Here is a 14,173-nt window from a genome sequence, read left to right as displayed (position 1 = left end):
AGCATCGTCGCCCCTCAACCCACCAACCGTCACGTCAAGACCGCCGCCCAGGCGACCCGGGACCGCTCCACGCTCCCGTACCAACGCCCGTACAGCTCCCCCGGATCATCGGCGACCGCCGACTCCCACCCGCGCTCGTCGTTCCCCACCCAATCCCGCACGTCCCACGGAGGCATCGTCGACGGAGGATGCCGACGCCGCAGCTGCTCACCATCGAACCGATAGCCCCTCACCGAACCACCAATCCCCCAACCCTGTCGACGCCGACGCAGCGTTTCGCACCACCCGCAGCGTTTGAAGAGAGAGACCCTCAAATCCGCGAGACCGTCGTGGAGTTCGACGAGTACGTCGCCGCACGCGGCCAGCAACTGGTGCGACTCGGCCTCGTCCTGTCGGCCGACCACCACCGCGCCGAGGACCTCGCACAAACAGCCCTGATGAACGCCTACCGGCACTGGCGACGCCTGAGAACACTGGACGACCCACACCCCTACGTCCGCCGCACCCTGGTCAACGCCCACATCTCGGCAACCCGCCGCACGTCCTCCCGCGAAACACCATCGGACCTGACCGATTCCGCCCAACCCGAACCCGACCCGTCCCTGGCCCTCGCCGAACACGACGCCGTATGGCGAATGCTCGCGAAGCTCCCCACCCGAGAACGAACCGCGATAGTCCTCCGCTACTACGAGGACCTCGACTACGCCGCGATCGCCTCAGTCCTCGGCATCAAAGAATCGACCGCCCGAGCCGCCGTAAGTAGAGCCCTCGCCACCCTAAGAGCAGCCCATGAACCTCACCGACCTTGAACGCGAAATCCAAGCAACCCTGACCGAAGCCGGCCAACAGGCACACGTCGTAGACGACCTGGCCACCAAGGCATCCCGCCCAATCCGCCGCCGCCGAACCTGGCTAGCCTCCACCCTCGCCGCAGCCGCCATCGCCGCGATCGCCACCACCATCACGCTCACCACCCCCGACAACCCCACCCCCGCCACAACACCACCCCCATCCCCCACCACCCGCCCCATCACCATCCCCACCTCATCCTGGAAACCAGGCGACGGAGCCCTCCAAGCCCTAAGATCCGGCGTCCTCAAAGCCACCCCCGAAGGCTGCCCCTACCTAATCTCCCCCGACCCCAGAGCCACCGACCGAACCGCCCTGATCTGGCCCGCCGGCTACACCGCCCGCCAAGCCACCAACGGCAAACTGGAGATCCTCGCCCCCAACGGCTCCGTAGTCCTCCGCGAGGGCGACATCTTCTCCGTAGCCGGCGGCCTCCTACCAACCCCCGCCCAACCCTGCACCCTCGGCGCCAAAACCGCCTTCGCAATCATGCAAGACCTCACCCGCTGACCCACCCCGTCCCCCAAGACCCGTCCCACCACCCAGCACACCGCGGCATCATCTGATGCTCAGGCCGCCCCATCGCCAGTGCTCACCTCACCTGCGCTCGTTCTCCAACGAACTGCTGATCGTCGGATCGAACTCGATCGGCAAGACCACGTTGGCGCGTGCCGTCTCGAGTGGGTCGGACGACGGCTGTCCCGGCGTCGGGACCATCGAGTGAGATGGCAACAAGAATCCTGGCTGCCCGTTCTGAAAGGCCATGGACGGCGAAGGCACGCCGGCCCGCAGCAACCGACCCTTTCATCTACTACTGTCTTGCTGGATCAAACGCTTCATACTTTCGGTGTTGGCTCGCTACGAGCCGGCCACATGGTCGTCCCGAGAACAGTCGTGAACACGATCGCAGAGGTCGTTCGGTAATCCTTTCACCATTGTGACGAGCGACATTGTCATCAAGCCGTCAATTCTCCAGGGCCTTCCGGATAGCTTCGGAGGTTGGACCGCAAACGTTGCCGGGCGCACAACCAGTGCGCAGTAGAAGTGCCATCACGCTTACGGACTGGCGAGGAGCGTTGACAGGAATCTGAGCGACCCAGTGTCCGTCCTGGTCTGGCTCGAGAGGCCCGGAGGCGAGCAGTTGACTAGTAGCCCCAGGGGTTCGGAGTATCGCGATCGCGAAGACGTAACTGTCCGCGCGGGTGCGTCTGTACGTCCCGCGCACCTCTATCAGCCAGGCTGCGCCATGTCGGGAGAACGAGACCGTGTCGACAGTGATCCAGTCCCTGCTCGGTTGGGATTCGGCGTCCGCTGTCGTAGCAGCTAAACCGATGAAAGCAACTGCGATAGTCGCGCAGGAGCCGATGAGGGCGACGAGAATCGTCTGCCAGCGCTCAAGACGCCCACCGGCACGCGTGATGCGGCGACGATTCCCAGCCAGCCTTACCGGATGGCGAATCTGCGGATCGTGCGTCATCGCCTTGCCCCCAATTGACTATGTGGCGATGTATTCCCTCTGATGCTAGGGAACGCTCCCATCCATCGCATGAGTCAGATCGAAGAACTTCCTGAGGATTCCTGGCATGTCGTCAGATTGCCGACGCACGATTGCGCAGACCGGCCCCAGTCAGATCCCGATCACTGCAACAAGGTCAACATGTAGGCGACCACTGGTTGGGAGGAAGCCCTGCTGGTCTTGACCTGGCTCCTGCCCTCCGGCCGGAGTCTGGGAGCAGCCGTGAGAACAGGAAGACAGCCACGCGGGCCCACCAGAGCAACAACAGCCGAACCGAGGTGACCCAGGTACGTCCAGAGGTAGCCGAGTCGATGGCTACGCGCGGCTTCCTAAATCCTGCTTCGCAGGTTCGAATCCTGCCAAGGGCGGAGCCGCGGCTTCGGTCCACGTGCCGGTGAAGCTGACAGAATGGGGCATGCCAAAACTTCCGCAACCGATCATCGAGGTCGCGTGGCGACACACCGGCGAAGTGGGAAAGATCCACTATCGAGCCAAGCGACCGGACGGATCCCCGCGACATCTGATCGCCCGTGAAGGCGAGGCGCTCTATGAACTACTGGAGCAGCACCTCGCCGCAATCGGCTACACGGGACCGGCAGCCCACGAGGACGAGGTAGAGCACTAACAGGGTGGCGCAAGCACCGCTGCTTGCTGGCGCTGAATCACAAGACCCCAGCTTGCCGCCCGATCGCACGGTGTGCACCGTGCCTCAGGTCGATGAGCGCCCGTTACGGCGCCACAAGACCCATCACGAAGAAGAGATCGCCGGCACCAGACGTTTGCGGTCGGCGTGACGGACAGTCTTCTCTCGGAGTACGCAGGCCAAGCCCTCGTGGGCGCGCGGCAGCGCGCAGGCCGCGGGCCGCAGCCCGCAAGGAAACCTCGGGTGGGAGGGAGCGCGCGTAGCAGGCGCGACGAAGGAGTGCCTGCGGGAGCACGCGTGGGTCTGTCCGGTCGGCGGGACGGACAGTCGACTCAACCACGGACGCCGGCCGAGCCATCGATCGCGCGCGGCAGCGCGCAGGGCGCGGGCGGCAGCCCGCAAGGATGGACCCGGCGATGAGCCGGGGGGTGGGAGGGAGCGCGCGTAGCAGGCGCGACGAAGGAGTGCCTGCGGGAGCACGCGTGGGTCAGACCCCAGCACCCCGAAGAAGGTGGACAGCCTCGGCAGCCCAGTACGTGAGGATCGTGTCAGCCCCGGCCCGGCGGATGGAGGTCAGTGTCTCCAGGATCGCCCTGTCGCGGTCGATCCACCCGTTGGCGGCCGCCGCCTCGACCATCGCGTATTCGCCGGAGATGTTGTACGCCGCAACCGGCACGTCAACGTGGTCGCGGACCTGGCGAATGATGTCCAGATAGGCCAGCGCAGGCTTCACCATCACGATGTCCGCGCCCTCGGCCACGTCCAGGTCGACCTCGCGGAGCGCCTCGCGGGCGTTCGCGCCGTCCTGCTGGTAGGTCTTGCGATCGCCGGTCAGCGAAGAGTCCACGGCCTCGCGGAACGGACCGAAGAAGGCCGACGCGTACTTGACGGCGTACGCCAGGATCACCGTGTCCAGGAACCCGGCCGCGTCCAGCGCCGTACGAACGGCGCCGACCTGGCCGTCCATCATCCCGGACGGCCCGACGACGTGCGCGCCGGCGGTGGCCTGCGCGACGCCCATCTCGGCGTAGATCGCAAGGGTCGCGTCGTTGTCGACGCGACCAGCAGAGTCGAGTACGCCGCAGTGCCCGTGCGAGGTGAACTCGTCCAGGCAGAGGTCGGACATCACCAGCAGCGCGTCACCCACCTCGGAGACGGCGTCCCGGATCGCGACGTTCAGGATGCCGGAAGGATCCAGCGCACCGGACCCGACCTCGTCCTTCTCGGCGGGTATGCCGAACAGCATGACCCCGCCGAGCCCGAGCTGAGCCGCCTCCGCGATCGCCTTCCGGGCGGTGTCGCGGGTGTGCTGCACGACGCCCGGCATCGACTTGATCGCGATCGGCTCGCGCGCGTCTTCCCGGATGAACATCGGCAGGATCAGTTGCCGTGGCTCGAGGGTGGTCTCCGCGACCAGCCTGCGCATCGCCGCCGACGACCGAAGCCGCCGCGGCCTGACCTCCGGGAATCCAGGCATATCAGCTCTTCCGACGAGAACCCGAGCGACGCTCGGACGGACGGGTGACCGGCTCCCCGGCCTCGACCATGGTGTCACGCCGGTCCGCGCCGAACCGAGCGAGTGCGTCGGCCAGCTCTTCGGCGGACGGCGACTCGGCCATCGCGTCGACGCGCAGGCCGTGCTCCTCAGCCGTCTTCAGGGTGGCCGGGCCGATCACCGCGATGACCGTGGACGCGTGCGGCTTGCCGGCGATGCCGACCAGGTTCCGCACGGTCGAGGACGAGGTGAAGACGACCGCGTCGAACTTGCCCGACTTGATCGCCTCACGCGTCGGCGCGGGTGGCGGAGCGGCCCGGACGGTCCGGTACGCCGTGACGTCGTCGACCTCCCAGCCGAGATCGGTGAGACCGGCGACGAGTGTCTCGGTGGCGATGTCCGCACGGGGCAGGAAGACCCGGTTGATCGGGTCGAGCACCTCGTCGAACGGCGGCCAGTCCTCGACCAGCCCGGCGGCCGACTGCTCACCGGACGGGACCAGGTCCGGACGGATGCCCCAGGCACCGATCGCCTCGGCGGTCTTGTCGCCGACCGCGGCGATCTTCAGCCCGGAGAACGCCCGCGCATCCAGCCCGTACTCGTCGAACTTCTCCCGAACGGCCTTGACCGCGTTGACCGAGGTGAACGCGACCCATTCGTACCGGCCCTCGACGAGACCGCGGATCGCCTTGTCCATCTGCTGCGGGTTGCGCGGCGGCTCGACCGAGATGGTCGGCACTTCCTCCGGCATCGCGCCGTAGCGCCGCAACCGGTCCATCAGCGGCCCGGCCTGGTCCTTGGTGCGCGGCACCAGGATCCGCCAGCCGAACAGCGGCTTGGTCTCGAACCAGGACAGCGCCTCGCGCTGCTCGACCACCGCGCCGACCACGACCACGCCCTCGCCGGTCACCTTGGCCGCGCGCAGGTCGGCGACGATCGTCTCCAGCGTGCCGATCACGCTCGTCTGCGCGGTCGTCGTACCACCGACCGTCACGGCGACCGGCGTGGACGCTTCGAAGCCGGCCTCGACCAGAGCGGCGACCGTCTCCTTCAGGACTTCGAGAGCGTTCAGCAGTACGAGCGTCTGCTTCGGGTGCAGCCGGGTCAGGTCGAGCTTGGCCTCGGCCAGGTCGACCACGGTGACCTCGCGGTCGCCCTTCATCGTCAGCGGGATCCCGGCGTACGTCGGGACCGCGCTGACCTCGCTCACGCCCGGAACGACGTTGAACCCGATGCCGGCCTTCTTGCACGCGGCCGCCTCCTCGGCGCCGCTGGAGAAGGTGAACGGGTCGCCGGTCAGCAGGCGTACGACGTTCGCCGCGGACTTGGCCGTCTTCACCACGAGCCGGGCCCGGGCGGCGACCTTGAGTGCCCGGCTGCCCTCGGCGCCGGAACCGTCGATCACCTCGACGCCCGGCTTGCAGTAGGTCAGGAAGGCGTCGTGCTCGGGGCCTTCGACCACGACGGCGTCGGCGTTCGCCAGGACGTCGCGACCGGCCAGCGTCAGCAGTGACGGGTCACCCGGGCCGACGCCGACGAACGTGACGTGGCCGAGTGGTCTGGTCTGCTTGACCGTACTGGTGGCGACGGCCTTCGCCGGCACCTTCTGAGGTGTGGATGCTGCGGTGGCCGCTGTCTTCGCGCTGCTCACGTCTGCTTTCGCCCTCGTCCTCGTCCTGCTGGTCGTCTTGTGAGCCGTCTGGTGGGCGGCCCTCGTCGTCGTTCCCCGTGCCGGTGTCATGTCCGCTCCAGCAACTCGTTCGCCAGCGCCTTGCCCAGCGCCACCGGGTCGTCCACCGGCCCGTTCGCGGAGAGCCGCCGGACACCGTCGTCCTGGCCCAGCGCGCCCCGCAGCCACAGCTCGGGGCCGTCCTCACCGTCGACCACCTCGGCGAGCGCACCGACCGGAGCCGTGCACCCTGCCTCGAGGGTGGCCAGCAGTTGCCGTTCCGCTGTCACCGCCGCGCGCGTGGCCGGGTCCTCCAGCGGCGCCAGGGCGGCCAGCACCTCGGTGTCGTCCGCGCGGCACTCGATGCCCAGGGCACCTTGTCCCGGCGCGGGCAGAACCTGGATCGGATCCAGCGTCTCGGTCACCTCGGCGAGCCGTCCCAACCGGGACAACCCTGCCCTTGCCAGCACCACCGCGTCCAATTTGCCATCGGCCACCATCGCGATCCTGGTGTCCACGTTGCCGCGGATCCCGGTGCATTCGACGCCCAGTCCGAGCGCCTCGATCTGCGCGACCCGGCGGGCCGCGCCCGTACCGACCAGGGCGCCGGTCGGGAGCTCGCCGAGGGTCAGGCCGTCGCGCGCGACGAGGACGTCGCGCGGGTCCTCGCGCACCGGGATGGCGCCGAGCGTCACACCGTCGAGCGGCGTGGTCGGCAGATCCTTCAGCGAGTGCACCGCGATGTCGATCTCGCCGGCCAGCAGTGCGTCCCGCAGCGCGCTGACGAATATGCCGGTGCCGCCGATCTGCTCGACCGGTGCGCGGTTCACATCGCCGGTGGTGGTGATCAGGACGAGCTCGACCTCGTGACCGAGCGCCCGCAGCCGGTCGGCGACCAGCGTCGACTGCGCGGTCGCGAGGGCGGACCGCCGGGTGCCGAGCCGGATCATGCCTGCTCACCTCCGCTCGACTTGGGAGTGGTCACCGCGTCCACCGTCGCCTGATCGAGCGCGAACAGCTGCCGCAGGGCATCGGCGTACGTCGGTCCGCCCGGGTCGGCCGCGAGTTCCTTCACGCGGACCGTCGGGTTGTGCAGGACCTTGTCCACCACGCGCTGGATGGTCCGGGCCACCTCGTGCCGCTGGGTCTCGTCGAGCCCGGGCAGCCGGCGCTCCAGCCGGGCCAGCTCGGACTCGACCAGCTCGGTCGCCATCGTCCGCAGCGCGACCACGGTCGGCGCGACCGACGCGGCCCGCCGGGTGGCCTCGAAGGATGCGGTCTCCTCGCCGACGATCCGGCGTACCTCGTCGATGTCGTCCTGGCTGCCGCCCGCCGTGCCGGCGAGATCGGCCAGCGTGACCAGCGTGACGCCGGGAATCCGCGCGGCCTCGGGCGCGACGTCCCGCGGCAGCGCCACATCCAGGACACCGAACGGCCGTCCGTCCGTCGCGTCCCGGATCATCTGCGAGGTCAGTACGACGCCACGCGCGCCGGTGCACGACACGACCAGGTCGGCGTCGGCCAACGCGTCCGGCACGTTCGCGAGCTGGATCGCCGTCCCGCCGACGCGCCCGGCCAGGGCGACCGCGCGCTCGTAGTTGCGGTTGGCAATGGTGACGCTCCCCGCGCCACCGTTGATCAGGGTCTGCGCGGCCAGCGACGCCATCGAGCCGGCGCCGACGATCAGTGCGCGGCGGCCCTCGAACCCACCGACCGCCTCGAGTCCGGCCGAGACGACCGAGCGACCGGCGGAGTCGATCCCGGTCTCGGTGCGCGCCCGCTTGCCGACCCGCAACGCGTGCTGGAACAGGGCGTTCAGGTCGGTACCGATCGTCTCCAGGTCCTGGCCGACGCGCAGCGTCTCCTTCACCTGACCGAGGATCTGGCTCTCCCCGACGATCATCGAGTCCAGCCCGACCGCGACCTGGAACAGGTGCGCGACGGCACCTTCCTCGAAGTGCACGTAGAGGTGCTCGGCCAGGTCCAGCAGCGGTACGCCGGTGACGTCGGACAGGATCGCGGTGACCTCGTCCATGCCGGCGTGAAACCGGTCGACGGTCGCGTAGACCTCGGTCCGGTTGCAGGTCGCGAGGACGGCGGACTCCGCGACGGCCGGGGTGTGCTTGACGGTCAGGGCCAGCTTGGTCGCCGCGTCCGGATCGAGCGCCACGCGCTCGAGGACGTTGATGTCAGCCGAGCGGTGGGAGATGCCGACGACCAGGTAGCTCATGCGCCGACACCCCCGCCAACGCTCGGCAGATCGGTCAGACCGTTCATCGCTGGTAGTTCGGGCACCTGGGGGAGCGCCGCCTCTCCGGACTTTCGTTGTTCGTGGTACGCCAGGATCTGCAACTCGATCGAGAGGTCCACCTTGCGGATGTCGACGCCGTCGGGCACGGACAGCACCACCGGCGCGAAGTTCAGGATGCTGGTCACCCCGGCGGCGACCAGCCGGTCGCACACCTCCTGGGCCGGACCGGCGGGGGTGGTGATGACGCCGATCGAGACCCGGTCGGCCTCGACGATGTCCTCCAGCTCGGCGAAGTCGCGGACCTCCATGTCACCGATCTGCTCGCCGACCAGGTTCGGGTCGGCGTCGAGCAGGGCGACGATGCGGAATCCGCGCGTACCGAAACCGGAGTAGTTCGCCAGTGCGTGGCCCAGGTTTCCGATCCCGACGATGACGACGGCCCAGTCCTGGGTGACCCCGATCTCGCGGGCGATCTGGTAGCGCAGGTACTCGACGTCGTACCCGACGCCGCGGGTGCCGTAGGAGCCCAGGTAGGACAGGTCCTTGCGGAGCTTGGCCGAGTTCACCCCGGCCGCGGTCGCCAGATCCTCGCTGGACGCGGTGGCGATGCCGCTGTCCGACAGCGCGGTCAGGGCCCGCAGGTAGACCGGCAAGCGCGCGACAGTCGCCTCGGGGATGCCGCGTTCGGTTCTCGTCGGCGGGCCGGGGCGACGGCTGCTGGCACGCGTCACAATTCTCCTGGGAACGGTAAGTCCAGGCCGCGGTCTGACGGCCGGCGGCCGTTACTTACTCTAGGAGCTTGTGAACGTGAGAACAAAATCGGCAGGAGTGACGTGGGAGACACGCCTCAGCCGGTCAGCGCCTTTCGGAGCCGCGCGGGGTCCACTCGCCAGAAGTCGTGCTGCTTCCCGTCCACGAAAGTGACCGGGATCTGCTCGCCGTACTCCGTGAACAGGCGGTCATCCTGGGTGATGTCGACCTCGGTCCACTCCACCCCGAGCTCGGCGCAGACCGCCTCGACGATCGCCCGGGCGTCGTCGCAGAGGTGACAGCCGGGCCTGCCGTAGAGCGTGACGCGGCTCATCGGGGCGTCTCCCGGAGCCGGCCCTTGGCGACCTTGCCGGTGACCGAGTGCGGCAGATGGTCCACCACCTCGATCTCGACCGGGCACTTGAACCGCGCCAGCCGGGTCCCGGCGTACTCCCGGACCGCGGTGATGTCCACGGTCGTGTCCGCCTGCGGTACGACGAACGCCTTGACGGCCTCGCCCGTCTCCTCGGACGGTACGCCGATGACCGCGGCCTCCCGCACGCCGGGCGCGCCGACGAGCACGTCCTCCACCTCGCTCGGGAAGACGTTGAAGCCGGACACGATGACCAGCTCGCGCAGGCGGTCGACCAGGAAGAGGTCGCCGTCGGGGTCCAGGTAGCCGACGTCACCGGTGCGGTACCAGCCGTTCGCGTCCGGGCCGTCCACGCCGTCCGGCCAGTAGCCCGAGAACAGATTCCCGCCACGGATCAGGATCTCGCCGGGGTCGTCGCCCTCGACGTCCTCACCTTGCTCGTCGGCGATCCGGAGCTCGACGTTCGGCAGTGCGCGGCCGACCGAACCGGGCTTCGGCGCGGCCTCGCCCAGGGTCGTGGTGACGCCCGGGGACGCCTCGGTCAGGCCGTAGCCCTGGTGCACGAACAGGCCGCTGGCCTGCTCGAAGCGGTCCGCGAGCGCTCGGTCCAGGGCCGACGCGCCGGTCAGCACGACCTTGACGGTCCGCAGCGCCTCGCGCAGATCCGGCCGGACCAGGAGCGCGTGCAGCGCCGGCGGGGCCAGCGGCAGGCGGGTGACGCCGTGCTCGCCGATCAGCTCGAGGGTGTGCGCGGGGTCGAACCGCCGGTCGATGATCAGGGCCGCGCCGGTGGCGACGGTCCATCCCAGGACGGCGTTCAGGCCGAACGCGTGGAACATCGGCAGGACGCCGAGGACGACGTCCTCGGGCCCCATCCGGTCCTCGCCGAGCTCGGAAAGATTCTTCACGTTCGCCGCGAGGGCCCGATGGGTGAGCATCGCGGCCCGCGGATCGCCACTGGTTCCGGAGGTGTAGAGCAGGACCGCGAGCATCTCCGGGTCGATCGAGGAAAATAACGGAGCGTTACCGACGAGCTCGCCGGGCGCGACCGTTCGGATCCCCTCGACCTTGTCCGCGAGGTCGGCGTCGGCGACCGCGATCCGGGCTCCGGAGTGCTTCGCGACGGCCGCGATCTCGGGCGTCGTGAGCCCGGTGTTCAGCGGCACGGCAACCAATCCGGCGCGCAGAATCCCCAGGTAGGACGTGACGAATTCGATGCTGTTGGCAACGAGTAGCACGACCCGGTAGCCGGGCACCAGGCCGGCCGCGGCGAACCCCTGCGCGGCCCGGTCGACGGCCTGGTCGAGCTCGCTCCAGGTCAGCCGCCGCACCCCGTCGACCAGCGCGAGACGTTCGCCGTGACGTTGCGCTGTGTCACGAAGAATGTCCGCGAAATTCAAGTTCACCAGGTGAGTCTGTCATGCGTCAGGTGCGCTCCGGGATCGACCGGCTCGCTCGAAACGGTTGCAGCGGAGCGTGACGACAGATATACAGGTGAACTCGTGGGCGACCTTCTGCTGAACCTCACACTGCAGAAACCGTCCGCGTGGGGTGACCATGCGCGATGAACCCCGACAGCAGGCTGCGCCGCATCGCGGAGACAGTCCGCTGGCGCATTCGTGACGATCGGACCGGACGGAAGGCGGCACGCCTCAGGCTGTTGACAGCGAGTGCTTCTCGGGTAACGCTCGGTGCTGTCCCAGCCGCTGTGGCCATCGCGGATGTGTCGAACGACGTGTCAGTTGAACGGGGAGAAATCTTGACGACGCCGGAGCCAAGCCCGGACGGGATGAGACGTGCAGAGCTCGTCGATCGCGCCCAGGCCGGGGACGTCGGTGCCTTCGGTGAGCTGTACGACGAGTACTCGCTCACCGTCTATCGCTACATCTACGCGCGGGTGTCGTCGTCGGCACTCGCGGAGGACCTGACCAGCGAGACCTTCGTCCGGGCGCTGCGCGCGTTGGACTCGTTCCGCTGGCAGGGCAGGGATTTCGGGGCCTGGCTGGTCACCATCGCCAGGAACCTGATCACCGACCACTACAAGTCCGGCCGGGTCCGGCTGGAAGTGGTCACGGACGAGATCGAGACGCACGACCGGCAGACCGAGGGGCCCGAGGTCGACGTACTGGCCAGGGCCACCGCCGAGGTGCTGCGGGACGCCGTCGCGGGCTTGCCCGAGGAGCAACGCGACTGCCTGACGATGCGATTCTTCGCCGGTTTGTCGATCGCGGAAACGGCCAAGGCGCTGGAGAAGTCCGAAGGCGCCGTCAAGCAACTGCAACTGAGGGCCGTACGGCACTTGGCGAAGGTTATCCCCAAGGACTTGAGGTGAGGAGGATGACAACGAATGTCTTTCGTAACCCGTCAGGGAGTTTCCTCGTTTGCCTGGTGAGGACCTGTCGGTGACCCCGACTGGCCATTGAGGAGAACGAGAACACATGAGTGACCTACACAGGGCTCGAGCGCGCGCGGAGACCTTCGCGCACGCCGTCGATCATGGGCCCCGTCACTCTTCGCGACACAGCGATGACCCGGAGCTTGTTGAGTGTGTTGAACTCGTCGGTCGGCTGAGGACCGCCGGCGCAGTCGCACCGCGTCCGGAGTTCAGCGCCGAGCTACGGCACCGTCTGCTCGAGCAGGCGGCCGCCCGCGCGGCGACGACGACTCCGACGGTGGTGCGCAGCACACCGGACAGCTCCGACGACCCGCCGGGTGGCGAGGACGTCGACGCGTCCGTGACAGACATCCGCCATCGTCACGGCCGGCGCATCCGGCTCGTGGCCAGCACCGCCGCGCTGGTCCTGCTCGGAGGTGGCATCGGTTCCGCCGCCGCCGCCCAGCAGGCGATGCCCGGCGACACCTTGTACGGGATGAAGCGCAGCATCGAGAACGTCTCGACCAACGTGAGCGTCGGTGACGACTCGCGGGGCCGGCGCGATCTCGAGCACGCGATGACCCGATTGTCCGAGGTCCAGCAGCTCGCCGATTCCGGCGGCGCTGTCGGCACGATCAACAGCACCCTTGACGACTTCTCGGTGCAGGCCCGCAAGGGCGTGTCCCGGTTGGTCGCGTCGTACCAGCAGAACGGCGACGAGAGTTCGATCACGGCGATCACGACCTTCATCACGAACGCCCGCCAGGCTCTTGGTGAGCTCGCGCCGAAACTGCCGCCGGAGTCGCTGAAGTCAGGCGTGGAGGCGCTGGCCACGATCGAGCAGCTGGCCCAGCACACCTCGGTCGCCTGCCCGAAGTGCGACGCACCGAAGCCGGCCAAGGGCGGCGGCAGCCAGCCGAACCGTCCGAGTGTCGGCACCGGGCCGAGCGACCCGGCCAACGGCAACCCGTCGGTCGAGCCGTCCACGGCTCCGACCCCCGGTGCGTCGACGACGGTGCAACCGAGCACGAAGCCGTCGCAACTGCCGAACACCACGATCGTGCAGGAGTCCAACACTCCCCCGCCGAGCCTGAAGACCCCGCCGACGTCGTCGAACTCGACGACCCCGACGGTGGTCCCCTCCTTGCCCACCCCCGGCACACCGTCGTGGCCCTGGCCGTTTCCGACGCTGAGCCTGCCCAGCACTCCCATCATCAACATCCCGGGAGTCCTCCAGACCCTCCTTCCGCCCTGGAAGTAGGTCACCGACACCGAGAAGCCCGGCGCACATCCCGCGCCGGGCTTCTTGTTGCAGTTGACACTGTGTCAACGGCGACAGTGAGGGGGTCATGGTGAACATCGGAGAATTCGCTCGTCTCGGTGGCGTGTCGACGCGCATGTTGCGGCACTACGACGCCATCGGCCTGCTCCAGCCCGCCGACGTCGATCCGTCCAGCGGGCGGCGCTCGTACGACGTGGCGCAGTTGCCCGTGCTCAACCGGTTGCTCGCCCTCAAGGGGCTCGGGTTCAGCCTGGACGAGGTCGGCGTACTGCTCGGCGAAGGAGTGGAGCCGGCGCAACTGCAGGGCATGCTGCGGCTGCGGCAGGCCGAGTTCGAACGCCGGATGCGGCACGACCGGCACGCTCTCGACCGGGTGACGGCGCGACTCCGGCTGATCGAACAGGAGACCCAGGTGACCACACAGATCGAAACCAAGCAGACCGGCGCTCTGACTCTCGCAGCCCTCTCGGCGACCGCCCCGGACGCCAGCCGGCAGAGCACCGGCCCCGCCGTCTACAGCTTGTTCGGCCAGGTGATCGAGCGGATGGAGGCGGCCGCGGCCGATCGGACCACGCCGGTTGCTCATTACGTGCCGAGCTCCGGCGGGGCCGAGGTCGAGGTCACGGCCGGGTACGCCGTACCCGCCGACTCGGTGCCCGGTCTGGACACCTACACCCTTCCCGCTGCCGAGGTCGCCTCGACGATTCATCAGGGCCCGATGTCCGGGATCGCCACGGCGTACCAGACCCTCGCGCAGTGGGCCGAGGCCAACGGCCACCACAAGGTTCTGGAGTCGCCGCGCTGGCGCGAGCACTACCTCGAGGCCGACGGTGAGGACGACACCGACTGGATCGTCGAGGTCCAGCTGGAGGTCGGCTAGATGTGATGTCCAGGGAGGTTGTCCCGGTCGGCATCGGTGAGCCTGTCTGACAGGTGAAGGCCTCCGGTTGTGAAGTGGAGCTGTCTAAGGA

General features: G+C 68.5%; 15 protein-coding genes. 7 read left to right on the top strand and 8 right to left on the bottom strand.

All coding sequences use genetic code 11. From position 1 onward, the window contains the following. Positions 1–29 precede the first annotated feature (29 nt). The gene (locus ACZ6O0_RS41020) at positions 30–176 is read right to left on the bottom strand and encodes a hypothetical protein (protein ID WP_465770495.1); all 147 of its coding nucleotides are present in this window, start codon (positions 174–176) and stop codon (positions 30–32) included. Positions 177–188: 12 nt separating this feature from the next. On the opposite strand from ACZ6O0_RS41020, the gene ACZ6O0_RS41015 reads away from it, so the two are divergent. The 4 genes from ACZ6O0_RS41015 (at position 189) to ACZ6O0_RS41000 (ending at position 2,990) form a co-directional block, all read left to right on the top strand. Further along, entirely contained in the window at positions 189–809 is a 621-nt protein-coding gene (locus tag ACZ6O0_RS41015; protein WP_465770494.1) for a SigE family RNA polymerase sigma factor, read from the top strand. Further along, the gene (locus ACZ6O0_RS41010; protein ID WP_465770493.1) at positions 790–1,359 is read left to right on the top strand and encodes a hypothetical protein; all 570 of its coding nucleotides are present in this window, start codon (positions 790–792) and stop codon (positions 1,357–1,359) included. Before ACZ6O0_RS41015 ends, ACZ6O0_RS41010 begins: the two co-directional genes overlap by 20 nt. A gap of 55 nt (positions 1,360–1,414) precedes the next feature. Continuing rightward, positions 1,415–1,573, top strand: coding sequence for a hypothetical protein (locus ACZ6O0_RS41005; protein WP_465770492.1), 159 nt, complete (start codon positions 1,415–1,417; stop codon positions 1,571–1,573). A gap of 1,180 nt (positions 1,574–2,753) precedes the next feature. Beyond that, positions 2,754–2,990 carry a hypothetical protein gene (locus tag ACZ6O0_RS41000; protein WP_465770491.1) on the top strand — a complete coding sequence of 79 codons (237 nt, stop codon included), beginning with the start codon at positions 2,754–2,756 and terminating at the stop codon, positions 2,988–2,990. 505 nt (positions 2,991–3,495) lie between these two features. Here the strand turns inward: ACZ6O0_RS41000 and hemB are convergent. From hemB to ACZ6O0_RS40965, 7 genes are all read right to left on the bottom strand, one after another. Beyond that, positions 3,496–4,485, bottom strand: a complete 990-nt coding sequence (hemB, locus tag ACZ6O0_RS40995; RefSeq protein ID WP_465770490.1) for a porphobilinogen synthase — start codon at positions 4,483–4,485, stop codon at positions 3,496–3,498. Between the two features lies 1 nt (position 4,486). Further along, positions 4,487–6,244: a bifunctional uroporphyrinogen-III C-methyltransferase/uroporphyrinogen-III synthase gene (locus ACZ6O0_RS40990; protein WP_465770489.1), complete on the bottom strand. Its 1,758-nt coding sequence runs from the start codon at positions 6,242–6,244 to the stop codon at positions 4,487–4,489. Then, positions 6,241–7,122 (bottom strand): hydroxymethylbilane synthase, encoded by an 882-nt coding sequence (gene hemC / locus ACZ6O0_RS40985; protein WP_465770488.1) that lies wholly within the window; start codon positions 7,120–7,122, stop codon positions 6,241–6,243. The genes ACZ6O0_RS40990 and hemC overlap by 4 nt, the downstream gene beginning before the upstream one ends. Beyond that, on the bottom strand, positions 7,119–8,402 hold the full coding sequence (locus tag ACZ6O0_RS40980; RefSeq protein WP_465770487.1) for a glutamyl-tRNA reductase: 1,284 nt from the start codon (positions 8,400–8,402) through the stop codon (positions 7,119–7,121). The genes hemC and ACZ6O0_RS40980 overlap by 4 nt, the downstream gene beginning before the upstream one ends. Continuing rightward, positions 8,399–9,154, bottom strand: coding sequence for a redox-sensing transcriptional repressor Rex (locus ACZ6O0_RS40975; protein ID WP_465770486.1), 756 nt, complete (start codon positions 9,152–9,154; stop codon positions 8,399–8,401). Before ACZ6O0_RS40975 ends, ACZ6O0_RS40980 begins: the two co-directional genes overlap by 4 nt. 116 nt (positions 9,155–9,270) lie before the next feature. After that, a complete protein-coding gene (locus tag ACZ6O0_RS40970) occupies positions 9,271–9,507 on the bottom strand; it encodes a glutaredoxin family protein (RefSeq protein WP_465770485.1) in 237 nt (78 codons plus the stop codon). Next, entirely contained in the window at positions 9,504–10,952 is a 1,449-nt protein-coding gene (locus ACZ6O0_RS40965; RefSeq protein WP_465770484.1) for a class I adenylate-forming enzyme family protein, read from the bottom strand. The genes ACZ6O0_RS40970 and ACZ6O0_RS40965 overlap by 4 nt, the downstream gene beginning before the upstream one ends. Before the next feature lie 383 nt (positions 10,953–11,335). Here ACZ6O0_RS40965 and ACZ6O0_RS40960 point away from each other — a divergent pair, with 383 nt between their 5' ends. The 3 genes from ACZ6O0_RS40960 to ACZ6O0_RS40950 all read left to right on the top strand — a co-directional run bounded on the left by ACZ6O0_RS40960 (position 11,336) and on the right by ACZ6O0_RS40950 (position 14,082). Further along, entirely contained in the window at positions 11,336–11,878 is a 543-nt protein-coding gene (locus ACZ6O0_RS40960; protein WP_465770483.1) for a sigma-70 family RNA polymerase sigma factor, read from the top strand. Between the two features lie 340 nt (positions 11,879–12,218). Continuing rightward, positions 12,219–13,181, top strand: a complete 963-nt coding sequence (locus tag ACZ6O0_RS40955; RefSeq protein ID WP_465770482.1) for a DUF5667 domain-containing protein — start codon at positions 12,219–12,221, stop codon at positions 13,179–13,181. 88 nt (positions 13,182–13,269) lie between these two features. Then, on the top strand, positions 13,270–14,082 hold the full coding sequence (locus tag ACZ6O0_RS40950) for a MerR family transcriptional regulator (RefSeq protein ID WP_465770481.1): 813 nt from the start codon (positions 13,270–13,272) through the stop codon (positions 14,080–14,082). Positions 14,083–14,173: the final 91 nt, after the last annotated feature.

The sequence above is a fragment of the Kribbella sp. NPDC048837 genome (assembly GCF_055586945.1).
This window is presented reverse-complemented; position numbering and strand designations above follow the sequence as displayed.

Coding starts and splice junctions, on each gene's coding strand:
- ACZ6O0_RS41020 (WP_465770495.1), bottom strand. CDS start 176: ATGCCTCCGTGGGACGTGCGGGATTGGGTGGGGAACGACGAGCGCGGG.
- ACZ6O0_RS41015 (WP_465770494.1), top strand. CDS start 189: ATGCCGACGCCGCAGCTGCTCACCATCGAACCGATAGCCCCTCACCGA.
- ACZ6O0_RS41010 (WP_465770493.1), top strand. CDS start 790: ATGAACCTCACCGACCTTGAACGCGAAATCCAAGCAACCCTGACCGAA.
- ACZ6O0_RS41005 (WP_465770492.1), top strand. CDS start 1,415: ATGCTCAGGCCGCCCCATCGCCAGTGCTCACCTCACCTGCGCTCGTTC.
- hemB (WP_465770490.1), bottom strand. CDS start 4,485: ATGCCTGGATTCCCGGAGGTCAGGCCGCGGCGGCTTCGGTCGTCGGCG.
- ACZ6O0_RS40990 (WP_465770489.1), bottom strand. CDS start 6,244: ATGACACCGGCACGGGGAACGACGACGAGGGCCGCCCACCAGACGGCT.
- hemC (WP_465770488.1), bottom strand. CDS start 7,122: ATGATCCGGCTCGGCACCCGGCGGTCCGCCCTCGCGACCGCGCAGTCG.
- ACZ6O0_RS40980 (WP_465770487.1), bottom strand. CDS start 8,402: ATGAGCTACCTGGTCGTCGGCATCTCCCACCGCTCGGCTGACATCAAC.
- ACZ6O0_RS40970 (WP_465770485.1), bottom strand. CDS start 9,507: ATGAGCCGCGTCACGCTCTACGGCAGGCCCGGCTGTCACCTCTGCGAC.
- ACZ6O0_RS40960 (WP_465770483.1), top strand. CDS start 11,336: ATGAGACGTGCAGAGCTCGTCGATCGCGCCCAGGCCGGGGACGTCGGT.
- ACZ6O0_RS40950 (WP_465770481.1), top strand. CDS start 13,270: ATGGTGAACATCGGAGAATTCGCTCGTCTCGGTGGCGTGTCGACGCGC.